The 19,353-nt window shown below is 60.4% G+C and carries 18 protein-coding genes and 2 pseudogenes; 4 read left to right on the plus strand and 16 right to left on the minus strand.

What is annotated here, in order from left to right; translation table 11 throughout:
* From J2Y63_RS31770 to J2Y63_RS31780, 3 genes are all read left to right on the plus strand, one after another.
* Positions 1 to 435: YcxB family protein (locus J2Y63_RS31770; RefSeq protein WP_435269293.1), on the plus strand; the 435-nt coding region annotated here is incomplete at its 5' end.
* A gap of 156 nt (positions 436 to 591) precedes the next feature.
* Complete coding sequence (locus J2Y63_RS31775; protein ID WP_020808255.1) at positions 592 to 996, plus strand: VOC family protein; 405 nt, start codon at positions 592 to 594, stop codon at positions 994 to 996.
* Between the two features lie 122 nt (positions 997 to 1,118).
* A complete protein-coding gene (locus tag J2Y63_RS31780) occupies positions 1,119 to 1,532 on the plus strand; it encodes an OsmC family protein (protein WP_020808256.1) in 414 nt (137 codons plus the stop codon).
* Positions 1,533 to 2,521: 989 nt separating this feature from the next.
* On the opposite strand, the gene J2Y63_RS31785 is transcribed toward J2Y63_RS31780, so the two are convergent.
* The 5 genes from J2Y63_RS31785 to J2Y63_RS31805 all read right to left on the minus strand — a co-directional run bounded on the left by J2Y63_RS31785 (position 2,522) and on the right by J2Y63_RS31805 (position 6,185).
* Positions 2,522 to 2,968: a carboxymuconolactone decarboxylase family protein gene (locus tag J2Y63_RS31785; protein WP_020808257.1), complete on the minus strand. Its 447-nt coding sequence runs from the start codon at positions 2,966 to 2,968 to the stop codon at positions 2,522 to 2,524.
* A 91-nt stretch (positions 2,969 to 3,059) separates the two neighbouring features.
* Positions 3,060 to 3,497 carry a cupin domain-containing protein gene (locus tag J2Y63_RS31790; protein WP_435269294.1) on the minus strand — a complete coding sequence of 146 codons (438 nt, stop codon included), beginning with the start codon at positions 3,495 to 3,497 and terminating at the stop codon, positions 3,060 to 3,062.
* Between the two features lie 12 nt (positions 3,498 to 3,509).
* Complete coding sequence (locus J2Y63_RS31795) at positions 3,510 to 4,262, minus strand: SDR family oxidoreductase (protein WP_435269295.1); 753 nt, start codon at positions 4,260 to 4,262, stop codon at positions 3,510 to 3,512.
* A 12-nt stretch (positions 4,263 to 4,274) separates the two neighbouring features.
* Positions 4,275 to 4,787, minus strand: coding sequence for an RrF2 family transcriptional regulator (locus J2Y63_RS31800; protein WP_020808259.1), 513 nt, complete (start codon positions 4,785 to 4,787; stop codon positions 4,275 to 4,277).
* Between the two features lie 177 nt (positions 4,788 to 4,964).
* The gene (locus tag J2Y63_RS31805) at positions 4,965 to 6,185 is read right to left on the minus strand and encodes an HlyD family secretion protein (RefSeq protein WP_435269296.1); all 1,221 of its coding nucleotides are present in this window, start codon (positions 6,183 to 6,185) and stop codon (positions 4,965 to 4,967) included.
* A gap of 123 nt (positions 6,186 to 6,308) precedes the next feature.
* Between J2Y63_RS31805 and J2Y63_RS31810 the strand changes: the two genes are divergently transcribed.
* Positions 6,309 to 7,208 (plus strand): LysR family transcriptional regulator, encoded by a 900-nt coding sequence (locus J2Y63_RS31810; RefSeq protein WP_158452057.1) that lies wholly within the window; start codon positions 6,309 to 6,311, stop codon positions 7,206 to 7,208.
* On the opposite strand, the gene J2Y63_RS31815 is transcribed toward J2Y63_RS31810, so the two are convergent.
* The 11 genes and pseudogenes from J2Y63_RS31815 to J2Y63_RS31865 all read right to left on the minus strand — a co-directional run bounded on the left by J2Y63_RS31815 (position 7,205) and on the right by J2Y63_RS31865 (position 19,340).
* Positions 7,205 to 8,806 (minus strand): MFS transporter, encoded by a 1,602-nt coding sequence (locus tag J2Y63_RS31815; protein ID WP_435269297.1) that lies wholly within the window; start codon positions 8,804 to 8,806, stop codon positions 7,205 to 7,207. The genes J2Y63_RS31810 and J2Y63_RS31815 overlap by 4 nt on opposite strands.
* Before the next feature lie 431 nt (positions 8,807 to 9,237).
* Positions 9,238 to 10,749: an FAD-dependent oxidoreductase gene (locus J2Y63_RS31820; RefSeq protein ID WP_435269298.1), complete on the minus strand. Its 1,512-nt coding sequence runs from the start codon at positions 10,747 to 10,749 to the stop codon at positions 9,238 to 9,240.
* Between the two features lie 16 nt (positions 10,750 to 10,765).
* Positions 10,766 to 11,788, minus strand: a complete 1,023-nt coding sequence (locus J2Y63_RS31825; RefSeq protein ID WP_435269299.1) for a Gfo/Idh/MocA family protein — start codon at positions 11,786 to 11,788, stop codon at positions 10,766 to 10,768.
* Positions 11,785 to 12,884: pseudogene (locus J2Y63_RS31830) on the minus strand (ABC transporter ATP-binding protein). The gene J2Y63_RS31825 and the pseudogene J2Y63_RS31830 overlap by 4 nt, the downstream one beginning before the upstream one ends.
* Positions 12,885 to 12,886: 2 nt before the next feature.
* Positions 12,887 to 13,768: a carbohydrate ABC transporter permease gene (locus J2Y63_RS31835; protein WP_435269300.1), complete on the minus strand. Its 882-nt coding sequence runs from the start codon at positions 13,766 to 13,768 to the stop codon at positions 12,887 to 12,889.
* Positions 13,761 to 14,699 carry a carbohydrate ABC transporter permease gene (locus tag J2Y63_RS31840; protein WP_435269340.1) on the minus strand — a complete coding sequence of 313 codons (939 nt, stop codon included), beginning with the start codon at positions 14,697 to 14,699 and terminating at the stop codon, positions 13,761 to 13,763. Before J2Y63_RS31840 ends, J2Y63_RS31835 begins: the two co-directional genes overlap by 8 nt.
* A 17-nt stretch (positions 14,700 to 14,716) precedes the next feature.
* Positions 14,717 to 15,967, minus strand: coding sequence for an ABC transporter substrate-binding protein (locus J2Y63_RS31845; RefSeq protein ID WP_435269301.1), 1,251 nt, complete (start codon positions 15,965 to 15,967; stop codon positions 14,717 to 14,719).
* 109 nt (positions 15,968 to 16,076) lie between these two features.
* Positions 16,077 to 17,282 carry an anhydro-N-acetylmuramic acid kinase gene (locus J2Y63_RS31850; RefSeq protein ID WP_435269302.1) on the minus strand — a complete coding sequence of 402 codons (1,206 nt, stop codon included), beginning with the start codon at positions 17,280 to 17,282 and terminating at the stop codon, positions 16,077 to 16,079.
* A gap of 54 nt (positions 17,283 to 17,336) precedes the next feature.
* Positions 17,337 to 18,095: a LacI family DNA-binding transcriptional regulator gene (locus J2Y63_RS31855; protein ID WP_435269341.1), complete on the minus strand. Its 759-nt coding sequence runs from the start codon at positions 18,093 to 18,095 to the stop codon at positions 17,337 to 17,339.
* A gap of 150 nt (positions 18,096 to 18,245) precedes the next feature.
* Positions 18,246 to 18,434: pseudogene (locus J2Y63_RS31860) on the minus strand (LacI family DNA-binding transcriptional regulator); the annotation flags it as partial.
* 72 nt (positions 18,435 to 18,506) lie between these two features.
* Positions 18,507 to 19,340, minus strand: coding sequence for a transglutaminase-like domain-containing protein (locus J2Y63_RS31865; RefSeq protein WP_435269303.1), 834 nt, complete (start codon positions 19,338 to 19,340; stop codon positions 18,507 to 18,509).
* Positions 19,341 to 19,353: the final 13 nt, after the last annotated feature.

Raw genomic sequence — 19,353 nt, forward strand, 5'->3', positions numbered from 1 at the left:
ACGCTTAAAATCTTCGCTGAAATTCGATTTGCTCATGATGCTCTTCCTGCCTCAAAATTAGGAAAGAAGGCGTCTACAAATCTAGGGGCTATTCAAAGCAGTTTCTGGCTTTGGCTTCCGACATGCCTCCTCGTTGTGGCTTTACTCTCGCTCGCCACGCACTGGCTGGCATGGGGAGCATCGTTTCTGTACTACGGGCAAATCGCGTCCGCCGACGCAACCATCACCATAAGTTTAAGCGACGAAGCCGTTCGCGTGAGGTCGAGCGTGGCCGACTCGATCGTTCCATGGGCGACCGTAAAACGCATTATCCGGGAAGAACACTACTTGATGCTGCCGATATCGAAGCGGGAGGCCTTCATTCTGCCGAGACGCAGCTTCAAAACTCAAAATAGTTTTGAGGACGCCTTTCGTTATGCGAGGGAAAAAATATAAATAAAGGCGGGACCGGTTGGAGCCGGCTGACAGTGCCCGGTCGCTTTTTCCTTCAATTGCGGGCTCAGCAACTACTATCTGCGCAATAGCCCCTCCGATGGCATACACGTCAGGCTTCTGGTAGTGTAGGACGTTGCAGTATCGTTAGGGGCAGCCATGTCTTTGCTTGCGTTGCATCATGTATCGATCATCACCGCCGACCTTGGTAAATCATTGCCGTTTTATCGCGACGCGTTCGGCCTCACCGAGATCGCGCGGCCGAGTTTTTCCGTAAACGGTGCCTGGCTGGCGTGTGGCGACCTACAAGTGCATCTTGTCGAATATCCGGATGGCACGTTCCGGCAGCACCCTGCTGTCGACCGTAACGACTGGCATTTCGCTTTCCGCACGGACGATTTCGACGGCGCCGTCGATCGACTGATGCGACTTGGTTTCCGCGAAGACCTGCCTCAGAGCGATCCACATTGTCTGCTGATCTTTCGTACCGGACTTGCCGGCTTTCCGCAGCTCTACCTCCGTGACCCCGACTTGAATGTCATCGAGATCAACGGAGCGCCGTAGTTACAGAGAATATCAGTAATGAGCACGGTGCTCCGGTCTATCCGCAAAACATTCGTGCTTGCCGTTGACATGTGGAGCATTTTTCAGAAGCTGGCGACGAACCTCGCACCAACGGAGATGAGATGGTCCAGTCGATCGTGGAATTGCGGAACATGCCGGGTACTGAAGCGGCAATCGGTTGGGCTGGTGGTCACACTGTGGTGGTGGATAGACCGGATGGCAAAGCTGGTGGCATGGGTCTCGGCTTCAATGGCGGCCAACTGTTGGCTCTGGCCATCGGCGGTTGCTACTGCAACGACCTCCGATATGTCGCGCACGATGTCGGTGTTGCTATTGGAGAGATCGAGGTAACGGTGAAACTGGAGTTAGACGGTGCGCCTTTGATAGCTACCAACGCCGTCTTGTCGGTTAGATGCGCGACGTTGGATGGCTCCGACGCCCAGATGTTGATCGATCGGGCCTGGGCGGTCTGCACGGTAGCCAATTCGATGAGGCGCGGCGTGCCTACCAAATTGGAGGTGGCTGCCGGCCCATAAGGTGTCCGGCTATGTGTCTGGTCGATAGCCAGCATGTTGCGCGCAGATTATCGTCGCATATAGGCAATCGCTATGTCTGCCATGCACACCGGCTTCACTGAGGTTAATTCTGCCTCGAACCCTATGGATCAGACGACGCAAAATGCTGCCATGGTCGAACAATCAAATGCTGCGTTCAACGCGCTGGCCTTAAGAAGCCGGGAGCCTGCAGAGCTTGATTGCGCAGTTCAGTCGGCACGTCTCAGCGGTCGGCACTGCGCCAGGTGGGTCGCCCAATGGTGCCTCCGTTCTCTTATACCTCTGCCGCGGGCGCCCCCCACTGCTAAAGACCGCGGCATATGGCTCGCTCGATCGGAGCAGCTTCCCTTGGTTGGGTTCACATCTGCTCGGTGCCAACTGTGCAGCTACCATCATCTTGGCTTCAATTCCGGCGCTCGATGCCATTCTGCTTCAATGTGTGCCGGAACGCCAACGCGGCTTCCGCGTGCCGGTTTTATCAAGCAGACCCTCGGCGCGCTCGCCACATACGAGCCCGAAGTGATCGTCGATGCGATCAAGCTCCTACGTGACAATCGGGCGCGAACGTCGCCTAGTCCTGATGCCGGTCGGCACAGCGGGACGGATAACGTCGAACGCCCTTAATCGCGCAGAGATAGCAATTGGATTTCAGAAACACACCGACGGCCTCTGGCCCGACGAATATCTGCGCAAGACGATAGAGCAGGGCGCGTCAACGTCAGTGTTGCTCGGCGCGCCGCCGCTGGTGGAGGACGTCTCGGCTGGTACCTCGACGACTGCCAGAAGTCTCTGGTCGTTGCCGAGTGCTGACCGGGACCATTCAAGGGCGTTGCTATGCCTGCCGATCGGGTAATGCCGTCCGTCATTGGAGATGGCAGCGCGGACAGACGTGATGCCGCCACAATCGGAACAGCCGGTCGGACTTCGACGGCCCGGCAGGGAGTCGCCTATGCGTTGCGCTGCCAGAGCGATCAGGCCTTGGCTGCAACTGGAAGCCTGAATGGCGCCCCGAGGCGATTGAACGCGTTCATCGCAGCGATCGTGATCGTCAGATCGACGAGATCCTTCGGTTCGAATGCATCGGCGGCGGCGGCATAGGCCTCATCGGAGGCATGGGTCTGGCTGACATTCGTGACTTCTTCAGCCCAAGCCAGTGCTGCTCGTTCTTGCTCGCTGAACAGGTGAGGCACCTCGTCCCAGACCGGAACAAGCGTGATCTTATCGACGGACATCGTCTTGCGCAGATCGCGACTATGCATGTCGATGCAATGGGCGCAGCCGTTGATCTGCGACACGCGCAGGAAGACGAGATGGATCAGCTCTTCAGGCAGGTTCGTTTTCTTGGTGACGTAGTGATGGACGCCGAAGAGCGCCTTGGCACCCTCGGGGGCGACTTCGGACCAGTTCATGCGGGACATATTGTTTTCCTTTCTCGTGGACACGGTTCTCCGTTCGCCGGAGAAACCGTCGTTGCTTGTGCTAGGTGAGGGGGTAGTCTGGTAGGTAGCGCTACGGCTTGCGCGGCGTCGTCAGGGCGGTGTCATCAGTATCGACGACGAAGACCGCGAGCAGTTTCGCCGGCTCGGTCTTGCTGGCGTTGGCGCTGACGTCGTGGCGGTCGCCCGGCAGCTCTGTGAAGTTCTGGCCGGCAGTGAAGGTCTTCGTCTCGCCATCGTTCACGGCGCTTAGGATCGCTCCTTCGAGAACCGTCGCATAGATCAAGGCGGATTTTGCATGCGTATGAGCGGAACTGTAGCCACCGGGGCCGTACTCGACGAGGACGCCCTTCACGCTCTTGCCGGGAACGTCCGGGAGGGGATGCTCGTAAACCACCCTCACCTTCGCGCCCTTCGTGTCATATGCAAGTCCAGGCTTGGCGACGTCATGAGCGGACGCTGTGGTCAGAGAGACCGCAAGTGCTGTAGCGGCATAAAGGATGGTCTTCATGTTCTTTCCTTCCTATGTTCTGAGCCACTCGGCGAACGTCATCATGCCCGTGAGGTAGTCTCCGCCGGGAACCAGTGAGCCGGTGACAACGGGAGCGCCGAAGTAGTCTACGGCCGCGTCGGCCTCGACCGGACGAGCGTCGCCCTTGGCATCGAGATAGGCCCGGATGAAGGATTCGAACGGTCCCCGTTCAGGCCCGGCAAGATCGACGGGTCCGTTCTTCGGCTCGCCGAGCGCGGCTTCCACCAAAGCAGCGGCAACGTCGCCGGCCGCGATCGGCTGGAAGTCGATATCCGGCACTTTCACCGCGCCGTCAGCCGAGTAGGCACCCACCAGCGTCTCCGTGAATTCGTGAAACTGCGTCGCACGCACGATGGTGTAGGCTTGGCCCGATGCCGCGACGGCCTCTTCCTGGGCGAGTTTGCCGGCCATGTATGGGTTAGCGGCGAGGCGGTCCGCGTTGACGATCGAGAGGACGACGTGATGACGCACCCCCGCTGCCTGTTCGGCGCTCGTCAGATTGCGGCTCGACGTGTCGAAGAAGTCGGTGATGACGGCCTTGTCGAAGGACATCATGTTCGACACGTCGATGACGGCGTCAGCGCCCGCGAGGGCTTCGGCCAGTCCTTCGCCCGTGTAGGCGTTGATGCCGTTGCGGGAGCTTGCGACGATGGCTTCGTGACCGGCGTCCTGCAGCAATTTCACTGCCTTCGAGCCGATCAGGCCCGTGCCGCCGATGACGGCGACCTTCTTTAACGTACTCATTTCTGCTTTCTCCTATGACGCGGCGCGATTGCCCGTCTTGCGTTCGTGGAGCTCGAGGAAGGCGCATCCGCGGGCGGCGATACCGCCGTCGTCGTCTGCGCCGACGTCCGCCAGAAGGTCCGCGACGGACACCTTGGCGAGTTCTGCGCGATAGGCCTTCTCAGCCCTCAGCATGGCGGCGTTGATCTGGCAGGGCTTAGTGAAGTAGCGCGCCGGAAGGGGATTTGGCCCGCGCTGGCGGATCTCGGCGCAGCGGAAGGCCGGGGCCGGTCCCTCGACCGCCAGGACGATGTCGAGGACACTAATATCCTTCGGCGCCTTGGCCAGCCGATATCCACCCTTCGGACCCGGCGTCGTTGCGACGATCCCGGCGCCAGACATCGCCTGCAGGTGCTTAAGGAGGTAGCTCGTTGAAACGCCGTGGAGTTCGGCCAGTGCTGCAGCCGACAGGACGCCGTCTTCGGACAGTCCCGCCAGGAATGCCGCGCAGTGGATGGCCTGCTCTACGCCTTCGCTTAGTTTCATGATGTCTCTCCTAATCGTGGATAGATATTATCCAGGATTGTAACATTGTCAATCCGGAATCTGGTCAACTATCGGAAACTCGGAATCGGAGATCAGAAACCGGATGTTCCTTGGCGAGTGCCCGCTCCGCCGTTGGGGAGCTGTCAGGGCGCAGAACACTGAAGACTTCCCTTGGGACTAAGCCCGCGCTCTCTTCGCAGACCAACGCCGTCCATCGCAACTCCAGCTGCGATCGCAATCGCGAGTTTCATGCGGAATGCGATATGGAAGGCTCTTTTCGAGCTTCACCACGATGAAGCGCAGCGACCCTATGAATCCAATATCGTCGATGACGATCTTTACGGGGATGCGCTGGACGATCTTGGTAAAATTGCCCGTGGCGTTGTCCGGCGGAAGCAGCGAGAAATCCAGGCCGCTTGCGGGCGAGATGCTGTCTACGTGGCCCTTGATCACTACTCCTGGCAGACCGTCGACTTCGATCTGGGCTGGTTGGCCGGGACGGACCTCTGCAAGCTGCGTTTCCTTGTAATTCGCGACCACGTAGACGGCGTCCAGTGGCACGATCGCCATAAGCTGGGTTCCGGCAGAGACAAGCTGGCCGATACGAATTGACTTTGCCCCGACCGTGCCGTTTACGGCCGAAACTATCTGCGTGTAGGACAGGTTCAACTCGGCTTGCCTGAGGCCCGCAGCGGCCCTTTCGCGCTGTGCGACAGCCTGGTCGCGCTGGGTCTGGAGCACCGGAACCTTGTTGCGTGCGGCGACGAGACCGGCCTCATCGCGCGCGACTGCGGCCGAAGCCTGCTCCCGGATGGACTGGCTTTGTTCCACGCGGGATTGGCTGCCTGCTCCACTGGTGATGAGCAGTGCCGCACGGGCAGCTTCCGAATGCGCGTATTTGAACGATGCTTTCGACGCATCCAGGGCGGACGTGGCTTGAGCGATGAGAGACACCTGAAGCGCGATCTGGGCATCGATATTGGCGATCGCGGCGTCGCCCGCCTTGACGTCGGCCTTGGCCTGCGACAATGCCGCCTGGAAATCCCGGTCGTCTATGCGCGCAAGAATCTGACCCTGCTTCACTGTCTCATTATCTTGGACGAGAACTTCCCTGATATAGCCAGAAACCTTCGGGGCGATGGCGGTAAAGTCGGCTTTGACGTAGGCATTGTCGGTGGTCTCGGTAAAGCGGCCAACCGTCCAATATTGGTGTCCATACTCAGCTGAGTAGGCAAAACCGGCAAGCAGAACGAGCGAGAGCACGCCGCGCTTGATGGCACGCTTGCCCTTCCCGTCGTTCGCGACCGATGTGGCAGCCGACGGTTCATCCTGGATTTTGGCGGAAGGTGTTCCGACGATTTTCAACACTGGATTGCGGGCTGGCTCAGCCGTGTCCATTTCTTCGTTCCTGTCCAACGGGGCATTGTGTCTGTGAAAGGAGAATGCGCCTTAGCAGCTAATATGATAATCTCGGAAATTGTGTGAGGACCGTAAAGTCTGGTTAGATAATCGGAGAGAAGCATGGATCGGCTAACGAGCCTGGCGGTCTTTGGACAAGTCGTTGAATGTGGTGGATTTTCTGCCGCCGGGAGGCGCATGAACATGTCGACGACAATGGTGGCTAATCACGTGCAGTCTCTGGAAGATCGTCTCGGTGTTCGGTTGCTCAATCGGACGACGCGAAAGGTCAGCCTCACCGAAACCGGAAAATTCTATTTTGAACGCTCCTCGCAAATCCTTGCCGATCTTGAGGAGGCAGATCTCTTCGCCAGCGCGTTGGTATCCACGCCCAGGGGAACACTTAAACTGTATACGAACACGGCGATTGCGCCGTTTCTCGTGCCGCTCATCAGCGAGTACATGCGGGAATACCCTTCAGTTATGATCGAGCTGGATATCGGCGAGCGAATGATCGATATGATTGAAGAGGGTTATGATCTCGTCATCCGCACGACGCTGAAGGATTCCAGACTGATCGCGCGCAAGCTGACACCATGGCGGCACTTTGTCGTCTGCTCGCCTGACTATCTCAGATCACATCCGGCGCCGGAACGTCCGAGTGATCTGGCAAGCCACAACTGCCTTCAATATTCATATTACGCTTTCGGGCCATCTTGGCATTTTGAGAGCCTTGCGGGCGTTGAGGAAAGCGTGAAAGTCCAGGGGACCCTCGTTTCGAATAGTCCGCAGACGCTGAGGGAACTGGCACTCGCCGGACACGGCATGTTCCTCGCGCCGAGCTTTTTGGTTTTCGACGATCTGAAGGCCGGACGCCTCGTGTCAAACATGCCCGACTACCGGGGTGTCGAATTTTCCATCGATGCCCTGTTTCCGGAACGAAGCCAGCTTCCGACAAAAGTCCGGTTGTTCATCGATCTTCTGGTCGAACGTTTCGTCGAGCATCGGAAATGGATGGCCTAAACCATCGCGGTTTGCACGCGTGCTTGAAGGCGTTTTGCGATCACCTTTCCGATAAGTATCTTCGAAACAATCAGGATAGGTGCTGCTACCAGGAAAAACATGGCCACAGCGACGAAGGCCGAGTTGAAGGCAATCGTTGTCGATTGCACTGCGACGGACTTGCCGATGAGCAGTGCAGACGCTTTGCTCGCCCCATGTTCCAGACCATGGGTCGAGAGATACCGTGTGACACCGGACAGACGGTCGATAACTTCCGGGCGGCCGGGTGTGATGTAGGCCGCGAGGACGGCGCGGTTCTGGGCGGTCTGGTTTTCCAGGAATGTCTGAAGAAACGCAATACCCACGAGACCACCGGTTTGCCTGCCGACGTTGAAAAGGGCGACAGCAACAACGACTGCGGAGTTTTTCAATCCGAACATCGTGATCAGCGTGATCGACAGAAACAGGAAGCCGAGCGCACATCCCCGAACCAGGACACCCAGCAACATATCCGGGATACCGCTTCCACTGGTCGAGCCGGACAGCATCCACATCGACAGCATAAGACCGAGGATGCCGAGCGGAATGGTGAGCGGCGGTGGCACACCACGTCGAATGGCAAAGGCGGTGGCGAAGAGTGTGGTGATGAAGGCGGCCGTGCTCGGAAGGAGGAGCGCTCCGGCCTCCGTCGGCGTCATTCGAAGAACCGAAATGGCGAAGGAGGGGATCAAATAGCTGCTGCCAAGCAGGGCGAAGCCTGCTGCGAAGCTGGCCAGAAAGCCGAAGCTGAAACCACCGTTCATGAACACCGAGAAGTCGAGCAGATGGTGATCCTGGTCTCCAAGGAACTGGCAGGCGAGGACGCCGGCAAGCGCAACGACACCGACCATAGCGAGCAGGAGAATGGTGGGTTCTTCGAACCAGTCCCAACGATTGCCCTGGTTCAACACGAAGGTCAGTGAAGATGCGGCGATCACAAACAAAGCAAGCGACGGCCAGTTCATTCCAATTCGCTTGGGCGCCTCATCCTCAGCCGGAGGACCCAAGATCAGGAAAGCGAGAGCCATCATACCGATCGGGACGATGCCCAAGAATATCCATGTCCAGGAATGACTGTCCAGCAGCCAGCCGTGGACGTAAGGAACGAGCGTGGCGGGGGCGACCACGGCGGCGACCGCAAAGACACTCTGGATGAGCGGTTGTTGCGGCCAAGGGAATGATTTCAGGAGCAATGACTGGGCACTCACCAGGAGAACACCGCCGGAGAAGCCCTGGAGAAGGCGCAGTGCAAAAAGGGTGTTCAGATCATCGGTGAGGGCCGCAAGCCCCGACGCGGCCGTCATCGTGACCGTTGCCGCAACGAGCGATGAGCCGAGCGTGAAGCGTCCCGAAAGCCATGCGGTCATCACGAACCCGATGAGTTTTGCGGCCGTATAGCCGAAATCCATTCGGGCAAACTCGTCTGATGTTGCTGCAACGTCCCCCATCATATCGAGACGCGCGACCGAAAGGGCTGTTCCCGCGATTGCCTCGGTCAAGGCAGCCAAGGACGCTCCCGCAATCAGGAAGGGACCTGCGGCATTTGCTTGGTGGCGCGTGATGTTAAGAGCAGTGGTCATGATATTTCCCATGGCGCGAGACGATCAGATTGCGCATGTTGCTTTAAACAGAAGCAGGAGAAAAATGCCGCAACTCGGCACACTTGATAAGCTGGTCAATCGTGGAAGGATTTTACAGTCCGGGTGTAAGGTCAGATCCCGTAACCCATCGGTCGCGCGTTCGGTGCGGTGGAAACTGGACCAGGTTTGCGCTTGCCGTCAGTGGTCAAGAGGTAGTCGCGCGAGCAGATAGCGGACGTGGGTCGGCTCAGGCGGCGTTATCCGCCTTTTTTCACATTTGTTCAGTGAGCGAATAGTTTGCTGGCAGGTCATTTCGAGCTACCTCGAAAATAATCATTAGCGCGGATTGGATAATTAATACGAATACGGTGACGGAGCGACTGGTCTCAGGTTCGAAACGCATCAAGAGCGAATTGTTTTCGCACCATCGCCTACAGAATATTCTCGCCAAAATCTTCTCGAATTGACCGCGCCGCTCTTAGTGCAAGAGCTGCAACTGTCAGAGAAGGGTTGACGGCTGCCGATGTGACGAGGCAGCTGGCGTCGGTGACATAGAGATTGGGGTGATCGAAAGACCGACAATCCGCATTGAGCGGGGCATTGACCGGGTCGTTGCCGATCCTGACGGTGCCGCATTGATGCGATGTTGTATTGCGGTCGAATGGGCGCGACAGCGTGAGCGAGAAGCCGGCCGCTTTTAGCCGCTCCGTCATCTTCCGCCGCAGCAGGCCGTGCGCCTTCATGTTCGAGCGCTTCCAGTGGAGCACCAGCCGATCGCCGTCGAGCGTCACGCGGCTTTCGGGATCGGGAATATCCTCGCTCATCAGCAGAAGGTCGGCGGAATGGCGGCTCCAGAGATCGAGGAGCCATTCCGGCGCCCATCGCGCCATGCCTTTCATGACGGTCGCGCTGACCCGGCCGAAGAGCTGAACATGTCCGAGCGGCGCATCACCCGCATCGCTTCGCAGGTAGAAATCGTTGATTCCGAAGGTCTTCTGGTAGACGCTGTCGTTCCAGAAGCGCCGGTCGTAGGCGAGCAGGGCCGTCAGATTGTGGTTCATGAAGTGGCGACCGACGGCGCCCGACCGGTTGGCAAGGCCGCTCTCACCAGAGGCGAGCAGAATCTTCGCCGACCGGACGGCGCCCGCCGCCAGCACGATCGTCCCGGCAGACACGCGCTTGACCTCGCCGTCCTGCCTGTACTCGACAGCGACGATTGTATGGCCGTCACGACCCGGGATGAGGCGGAGGACCTCGGCTCCGCTTTCGATCCGCACGTTGGGATACTTGAGCGCCGGAATGAGCGCACACGTTTCGGCGTCCATCTTTCCCGACCGCGCGTCGGGGAACGCGTCCCAGGGCGTCTGGCCTTCGGCGAGCCAGGCTTCGATGTCGATGCCAAGCGGCAGGGAAGCGGGGTTGAGGCCGACGGATTTCAGACGGGCGCGCAGTTCCGCGATCGCGGGCTCGTCCGGCACGGCGGCATGGGAATAGCGCCCGGAGTGACGAGGCTCCGTCGAATCGGCGCCCAGTTCGCCACGGACATTGAACAGTTCTTCCGCCCGCTGATACCAGGGCTCGAGTTCGTCGTAGCGGAAAGGCCAAGGCGGAGCGGTGCCTTCCAGATGCTCGACCCCATCGAAATCCTCGGCGCGATAGCGCATGAGGACGGCGCCGTAGAATTTCGTATTGCCGCCATGATAGTAGTAGTTTCCCGGTCCGAACGGTTCGCCCTTGCCATCGTACCAGCGTTCATCCGTACGGAAAAATCCCTGCTGGAAGATCGCGCGGGCATCGCGGTTGTTGGCGTGGCGCGGAAGTTGGTGCCCCTGTTCCAGGATCAGGATGTTCGCGCCGGTCGCGGCAAGACCATAGGCGACGCAGGCGCCGCCCATGCCCGACCCGATGATGACGATGTCGGGGGTCGTCTTAGTGTTGATCATCGGGCTTTCTCGCGCATCAGATGTAAACGGCGACTCGCTGCCCGCTGCGGCCGGACTCGACGGCAGCAAGGCCCGTTGCGAGCGACCAGAGCCCATCCACGCCGCTTGCGGACGGTTCGCCTATGCCCGCTACGGCACGCCCGAACGCACGCAGGCTGCGTTCGTAGAGATTGGTCCGGTCGATCGAAAGGGTCTCTTCGCCTTCCGCGGTTCGGAGCACCACCTCGCCGATGGGGTCCTGCGTCATGCAGTCGGTGCCGATCAGCGAGCCTTCCGTGCCGTGGATCTCGAGGCTGGTCGATGCAAACTTCGTGGTGAAGGCGTCATGCGTCTGGGCGACGAGGCCGCTGTCGAACTCGATCAGGCTCATTGCGCCGTCCTCGATGGCGCCGCTGGCGAGCGTTCCCGTCTGCGTCATGCACAGAACCGACTTCGGGTTTTCTCCAAGGATGTGACGAAGCGAGTCGACGTCATGGGTGGTGATGTCGAGGATGACGCCGGCGCCCTTCTCGGGATTGGTCAGCCGCCAGCCCTGCAGGAATTCCGGCAGGTAGCGTGCATGGGCGACCTTGGCGAAAAGCGGACGCCCGATCCTGCCGGAGGTGATCGCCTCGCGCATGGCGCGGTGCGCGCCGGAATTACGCAGGTGATGGTTAGTGGCGAAGACGAGGCCCGCCGTCGCCGCCGCCTCCACCATCTCCCGGGCACCGGCGAAATCGACGGCGAGCGGCTTTTCGCAGAGCACATGCTTGCCCGCTTTGATGGCGGCGAGCGCCTGCGGCACGTGCAACTCGTTCGTGGTCGAGATGTAGACCGCGTCGATATCGCCGCCAAGCAGGGTATCGAGATTCGTCGTGCCAAGCGGGATGTCGCTTGCCTTGGCGAAATCGGCCGCCCGCTCCGGCGACGACGACAGGATCGACGCGATGGTGCCCCCGGTGTTGCGGAAGGCCGGGATCATCCAGTCCCGCGCGATGAATGTCGCGCCGATCAGTCCCCATCGAATGTTGCGCATGTTGGCGGTCTCCGTCTTGGTCATGTGATATTGGCTTCGGTTTCGGCGTCGAAGATCATCGCCTGGTTCATGTCGAAGAGAAATTCCGCGGATGCCAGCGGCTTGCGGTCGTCCTCGCGGCCAAGGCGTGCCGTCAGCTCGCGCTCCTGCCAGCGCAGGATGGCAAGGGTATCCGGCCCGGTCGGCTCCAGCACCTCGACATCGGCATGGACGCTGGCAAAGCCGGGTTCGCCGGCACGCGCTGCCGTGTGCGTCTCGATTGCTTCCGGGCGCAGGCCGAACAGGATATCGCGCGGTTCCTTCACCGTTGCCGCGATATGGTCAGGAAGCTTGAGAGAAACCGGTGAGGGGCCGGCGATTTCGACGGTCCGCTTTTGAGGTTCAAACCTGCCGGGCACGAGATTGATCGCGGGCGAACCGATGAAGGTGGCGACGAAGGTATTTGCCGGCCGGTTGTAGACCTCCTTCGGCGTGCCGATCTGCTGGATGACGCCACCCTTCATGACGACGATGCGGGTGGCGAGCGTCATGGCCTCGATCTGGTCGTGCGTGACATAGACGATCGTGGCGCCGAGGCGCTGGTGCATCTTCTTCAGCTCGGTGCGCATCTCGACGCGCAGTTTCGCGTCGAGGTTCGACAACGGCTCGTCGAAGAGGAAGATTTTCGGGCTACGCACCAGCGCCCGGCCCATGGCGACGCGCTGGCGCTGGCCGCCGGAAAGATGCGCCGGCTTCCGGTCGAGATAGGCGGTCAGTTGAAGCTGTTCTGCGACGCGCTCGATCATCGCGTCGTGCGTCGCCCGGGGAACCTTCTGCATTTCCAGCGCGAAGCCCATGTTCCGGCGCACCGTCATGTTCGGATAGAGCGCGTAGGACTGGAAGACCATGGCGATGTCCCGGTCCTTCGGGCGCTCCAGCGTAATGTCGTGGTCGTCGATCAGCAGGCGGCCGTTCGTGATGTCGGAAATGCCGGCAATGGCGCTGAGCAGCGTCGACTTTCCGCAGCCCGACGGGCCGATCAGGACGAGGAACCCCCGCTTTCGACCTTGATGTCGATGTTCCTCAACACCGGCAGCGAGCCGTAGCTCTTGTTTACATTCTCGATATGAAGCGAGGACATGTTCAACCTTTCACCGCGCCGGCCATCAGGCCGCGCACGAAGTGCCGGCCGGCCAGCACGTAGACGAGAAGTGTGGGCACGGCGGCAATGAGGGCCGCCGCCATGTGTACGTTGTATTCGCGAACGCCCGTGGAGCTGTTGACGAGATTGTTGAGCGCGACCGTCAGCGGTTGCGTCCCGCTTGCCGAGAAGGTGGCGCCAAACAGAAACTCGTTCCAGATATTGGTGAACTGCCAGATCACCGTAACGACGAGGACCGGGATGGAGTTGGGCATGATGATCTTCGACCAGATCTGGAAGAAGCCGGCGCCATCCACTGTCGCTGACTTTACGAGTTCCTGCGGGAAGGCCATGAAGCTGTTGCGGAAGAAGAGCGTCGTGAAGGCAAGGCCATAGACCGTGTTGACCAGGATGAGGCCCGGCGTGGACGATGCGAGCTGCAGGACGCCCAATGTACGGGCCATCGGCAGGAGCACGATCTGGAACGGGATGAAGCAGCCGAAGAGAATGAGCGCAAAGGCGATGTTGGCACCCTTGAACTTCCACAGCGCCAGCGCGTAGCCGGTCAGCGCCCCGGCGGCCGTCGAGATGATGACGGCGGGAACCACCATCTTCACCGAGTTCCAGAAATAGGGCGCCATGCCGCCACAGCTCATGCCGATGCAGGCTTCCGACCAGGCCTTGATCCAGGGCGCGACGGTCGGCGCGGACGGGAGCGAGAGCAGGTTGCCGGCGCGGACCTCGTCCAGCGTCTTGAACGAGGTGATGACCATGATGAAGAGGGGGAGCAGGTAGATCGCCGCGAAGAGCCCGAGCATCAGGAAGAGGATCATGCGGGCGATCGGGACACCGCCCTTTCGACGGTGGAGAGCGAGGTCAGCCATCGCGCTTGTCTCCTCTCAGTTCGGAATAGAGGTAGGGCACCATGATGGCGGCCAATGTCGCGAGCATCATCATGGCGCTGGCAGCGCCGACGCCGATCTGGTTGCGCGAAAACGTGCTCGAATACATGAAGGTCGAGGGCAGTTCGGTCGAGTATCCCGGTCCGCCATTGGTCAGCGCGATCACGAGGTCGAAGCTCTTGATGGCGAGATGCGTCAGGAGAACGATCACCGTGATGAAGGCCGGCCGGACGATCGGGATGATGATCTTGAGATAGATCGTCGGCAGGCTCGCGCCATCGAGGCGGGCGGCGTTGATGATCTCGTCGCTGACCCCGCGCAGCGCCGCGAGGAAGGTCGCCATGACGAAGCCAGACGCCTGCCAGACGGCCGCGATGACCAGGCAATAGATCGCCATGTCCGGTCGCACGATCCAGTCGAACCTAAAACTCGTCCAGCCGAGATCTTGCATCAGTTTGGGGATGCCGAGACCCGGATCGAGGATCCATTTCCAGGCCGTGCCCGTGACGATGAAGGAGATCGCCATGGGATAGAGATAGATCGTGCGCAACAGCCCCTCGATGCGAATGCGCTGATCGAGCAGGATCGCGAGGAGCAGGCCGATCGCCGTGGAAAGCAAGATGAAGAGCGGGCCGAAGATTGCGATGTTCTCGACAGCGACATGCCAGCGCGGCGTCGACCAGAGACGAATGTAGTTGTCCAACCCCACGAAGGTGTAATTGGGCATCATGCGTGAGGCGCTGACGGAGAAATAGGCCGTCCAGAGGATGTAGCCGTAGATGAAGAACAGCGAGATCGCGAAGGTCGGCGCGACGACGAGCTGCGGCAGCAGCCGTTCAAGGCGGAACGGCCGCTTTCCAGATCGTCCCGTGTTGGCTGGATTCGGCGGCAACGCCGCCGAATCCCTTGCCATATGGTTGCCGGTCGCCGTCATTGTGCGTTCGCAACCGCATCGACGAGTGCGGCGGCAGCGTCCGTCGAGCTCTGGTCAGAGTTGAAGAAGTTCGTCACGACGTCGAGATAGGCGCCGACCACGGCCGGCGGGGCGGCGTGGTTGAACGTCATGCTCGGCATGAAGCCGCCCTTTTCGAGCGCGACCTTGCGATCGTCGATCGACTTCTGACCGCAGGCATCGATGCCGGGCACCACGGCATCCGTCCGCGCCGGGATGTTGCCCTTGATCAGGCTGTAGGCGGCCTCGACCTTCGGATCCATGATGACGGAGGCGAACGTGTCCTGCGCTTGCGTATCGGACTTCGAGCCGTCGAACATGACGAACTGGTTGGTGAGGAAGACGACGCCTTCCTGCGTGCCCGGATAGGAGATGCAGGTGATGTCCTTGCCCGGCGTCAAGCCGGCGCTTGCGAACTCGCCCTTCGCCCAGTCGCCGATGATCTGCATGCCCGCCTTCTCCTGCGTGACCATCGTGGATGCAAGGTTCCAGTCACGATTGGTGAAGTCCGTGTCGGTAAGCCCGCGCAGCGCCCTCAACTGGTCGAAGGCCTTCACCATGGTGTCGCTGCCGAGCGCTTCGGGATCGAGCTCGACAAAGGCCTTGCGATAGAAATCCGGCCCGCCGACGGCCAGCACCGCGCTGTCGAAGACGACGCCCTGCTGCCAGGCCTGGCCGCCGATAGCCAGCGGCACGACGCCGGCATCCTTGAACTTCTGGCCAAGCGCGATCAGCTGCTCGAAGGTCTCGGGCGGCTTGCCGCCGACCTTCTCCATGAGCTTCGTGTTGATCCAGACCCAGTTGGCCCGGTGCATGTCGAGCGGTGCCGCGACGTAGCTGCCGTCATATTTCGAGAAGGCCTGGAGCTCCTTGGGGATCACGGCGTCCCAGTTCTCCTTCTTGGCGATGTCGTCGAGCGACCGGAGCGAGCCGGCTTCGGCCCAGTCCCTGATGGCAAGGCCCAGCAGCTGGACGGAGCCCGGCGGATCGCCGGCCTGCACGCGGGCGCGCAGCGCGGTCATGGCGGCATCCCCGCCGCCGCCGGCCACAGGCGCATCGCGCCATTCGACGCCCCTATCCTCGACCGCCTTCTTGACGACGGCGAGGGCCGCTGCCTCGCTGCTCGACGTGTACCAATGGGTCACCTCGACGGATGCGGCAAACGCTACGGATGCAATCATGGTCGAGCCCGCAAAGAGGGCTGCGACGGAAATGGTCCTGAAATTCATGTTCTCCACCCTTTATCCTGCGCTGAGCGCTTGTTTTGCCGGACGGATCGTCCGGCCCTCCGACGGCGGCGCAATAAACGTTTAGCTTACGCCGCCGATTCCTGTATCCTCAGAGGACTTTCGCCAGCCGCGGCGGCTGAACGGTCTTCCCGAGGATCGTGAAGTTCGATGCACCGCCGGCGGCGGGAATGTTGTTTGCGAGGCTGTTGATATTTGCGTAGGCGAGCGTCGCGAACTTGATGGCTTCCTTGAACTGCGGCGGAATCCCGTAGTCGTCGGAGGTCACCAGTTCCAGGCGGTTTAGGTGACCCGCGAGGCGCTTCATCAGGAAGCCGTTGCGCACGCCGCCACCGCTTGCGATCACCTTCGTCACCTCGTCGACGCCGACGACATGCTCGCGGATCGACCGGGTAATCGAGATGGCGGTGAACTCGGTGAAGGTCGCCAGGATATCCTGCGCCGACAGCGATGCGTTCTCGGCTAAAACCTCATCGGCATACTCCGCGCCGAAGTCGCGACGCCACGCGCTGCGCGGCACCGGCCGCTTGAAGAAGTCGTGAGAGAGCAGCCGGTCGAGGAGGGCTTGGTCGATCGTGCCCTTCGCTGCCTCTTCGCCGTCGGCATCGTAGGATGTGTCGAGAAGGACCTTGGTCGCGTGATCGAGCATGACATTGCCGGGGCCGGTGTCGAAGGCCATCATCTTCGATCGGTCAGCCTGGGCGAACTGGCAATTGGCGATGCCGCCGATATTGAGCGTCAGGACCGGTCCAATATCGCGGAAGGCGACGAAATCGAGATATTGCATGAGCGGCGCACCAGCGCCGCCGAGCGCATGGTCGGACGGACGGAACTGGGTCACTGTCGTCACGTCGCAGGTGGCCGCGACGATTGCCGGCTCCCCGATCTGCAGGCCGCAGGGGAAGGGACCGTCCTGCCAACGGCCGAGCACGTCCTCGCCATCGGCGAAATTCTTCAGCTCGGCGAACTGCGCAGGCTCCTGATAGATGGTTTGCCCGTCATAGCCGATGACGGCGATGTCCTCGGGCTTCCATCCCTGCTCGCGCATCAGCGAGCGGGCGCATTCGGCATAGACGGCGCCCGTCGTGTAGTTGAGGCGGCACAGCTCGAAGATACTAAGCTTGTTGTCGAAGGCGCGAAGCACATCCTTCGCGACGGCTTCCGGCCAATCGTAGCTGCGGCCGGCGATGAATTGCGGCCGCGACGGATTGCCGTCCTTGGCGAGATCGATCTCGACTGCGACGACATCCACGCCGTCGAAGGACGATCCGCTGTTCAATCCGATTGCAATTACCATAAACGTTTAGCTCCTGTTGCATGCTGTTGGCAGTGAGGTAGTTCGGGTCTCGATCTATCGGATGCTTGTCTTGTGCGCCAAGCCGCAGCCGCAGGACTGGCGGATGCGTAGCGATGGCTTTAGGACGAAAGACTCGCCCCGCTTTTGGTCTTTATCTTTCAAGGCGCGCATCAGGAAAGTACCCGCGGCGCGGCCGATCATCGTGATGTCCTGATCGACGACGGTGACGGGCGGATTGAGCATTTCCGCCCATTCGAAATCGTCGAAGGCCACAACGGCGATGTCGCGGGGGACGGAGACGCTGAGCAGCCTGAGCGCTTCGAAGATGCCGTGAAGCAGAACGGTGTTGGAGGCGTAAAACACCTCCGGCCACTCCGTCCTCGGCCGCTCCATGAGGTAGGTCGTGACGGCCTCGCGCGCCGTCACGCTGGCATTTGCGCCTTCGAGCACGTCGACCGTACAGCCCGTTTCCCGCGCCGCCGCTTGAAAGCCGTCCTGGCGGGGAAGGCGGGTACTCCAAGTCGCCGTGTGCCCCACGAAAGCCCAGCGTTTGTAGCCATGGCCCGCAAGATGCATGCCTATGTCGAAACTTCCGGCATAACTGTCAGTCGTAACGGATGAGTACTGTTCGAAGCCGGCAGGCGAGGGGCAGTCGACGAAGATCAACGGCACATCCCAGGCCGAAAGCGCCCGCATGTTTGCTTCGCTGAGATTGTAGGTCACGACAACTGCGGCGACACGCTGGGACATGATGGACGCGACGAACCGATCCTCCCGCGCCTGCGAATACGAACCGTTCAGGATCGCGTCCATCGTCACGCAATCGTACCCGTCTTGTTCTATAGCTGACTCGAGGCTACTGACGAGAACGGCGTAATAGTGGTTTGCGATATTGGCCGTCAGCACGGCAACGACTGTGCTCTGCGGGCTCTTCAGGCTTCGGGCATGCTGATTGGGAACGTAACCGATTTGCGCGGCGACTTTCTGTACTCGCTGCCGAGTCGCTTCAGAGACGCCCGTACCGCCGCTTAGTGCCTTCGACACAGTATAGGTCGAGACCTGCGCGGCTGCACTTACATCATGTAACGTAGGCCTCTGTGACACGTGCGAGCCTGCTTTTCCAAAACGTTTAGGTTGGTGGTGCCATAACACGGCGTGCTAGTCAAGGCGGGGTGCGAAAAGCGATTTCATTGGTGAAGCACGCGAGAGATCGAGGCAGGAAGTTCAAATCCGTTCAAGAGCTCGGGCCCCGTGAGCGATTTCTTCCGTGAAGACTTCGAAACGGGAGAGAATTGCCGGCCCGAAGGCGGTCGTCAACGCCACATCGGTAGCGTCCCGTCCGGTTGCCATCAAGATGCGCCCGGTGCGCGGTATATTGTGGCGTGCATCGACAGTATGCCAGTGCCCGCCCAGATAGACTTCGAACCAGGCGCTGAAATCCATCGGGTTGGGGTCTGTCGGTACGCTGATATCGCCGAGATAGCCCGTGCAATAGCGGGCCGGAATGTTCATACACCGGCAAAGCGTGATGGCGAGGTGGGCGAAGTCGCGGCATACGCCTGTCCGGTCGCTGTAGCCACCCGAGGCTGTTCTAAGGGGATCGGCTTTCTGGTAGTCGAACGCGATGTGGTTGTGAACAAAATCGAGGATGGCGTGGACACGTGGCCAGCCGAGAGGCGTCGATGAGAAGGTCTTCCAGGCGAAGTCCGCCAGATGGTCCGTGTCGCAATAGCGGCTGCCGAGCAGGTATACCAGCACGTCATCCGGCAGGTCCTTGATGTCATGCTGGAAGGCATTTTCGGGCACCGGATCGGGCTGGCCACTGTCATAGATCTCGAACAGCGTGGAGATCGTGGTCAGCCCCGGCGGTGCCACGATCCGGCTGCATGCATTGCCGAAGCCGTCAATGTAGTCCCATGTCTCGATCGGCTGGTCGAAACTCAGCACCTGTTCCGTGAGGAGATCCGCGCGGCGTGAGGGGTGAATGTTGAGGACTAGCAGCATCGGCGTTGCCTGCTTGCACTCGTAGCCGAGGTGAAACCCAGCGCGTATCTTCATCATTGCGTCCTTA

Origin of the sequence: Shinella sp. BE166 (genome assembly GCF_051201095.1) — a bacterium.
In the GTDB taxonomy this organism is placed as follows: Bacteria; Pseudomonadota; Alphaproteobacteria; order Rhizobiales; family Rhizobiaceae; genus Shinella; species Shinella lacus.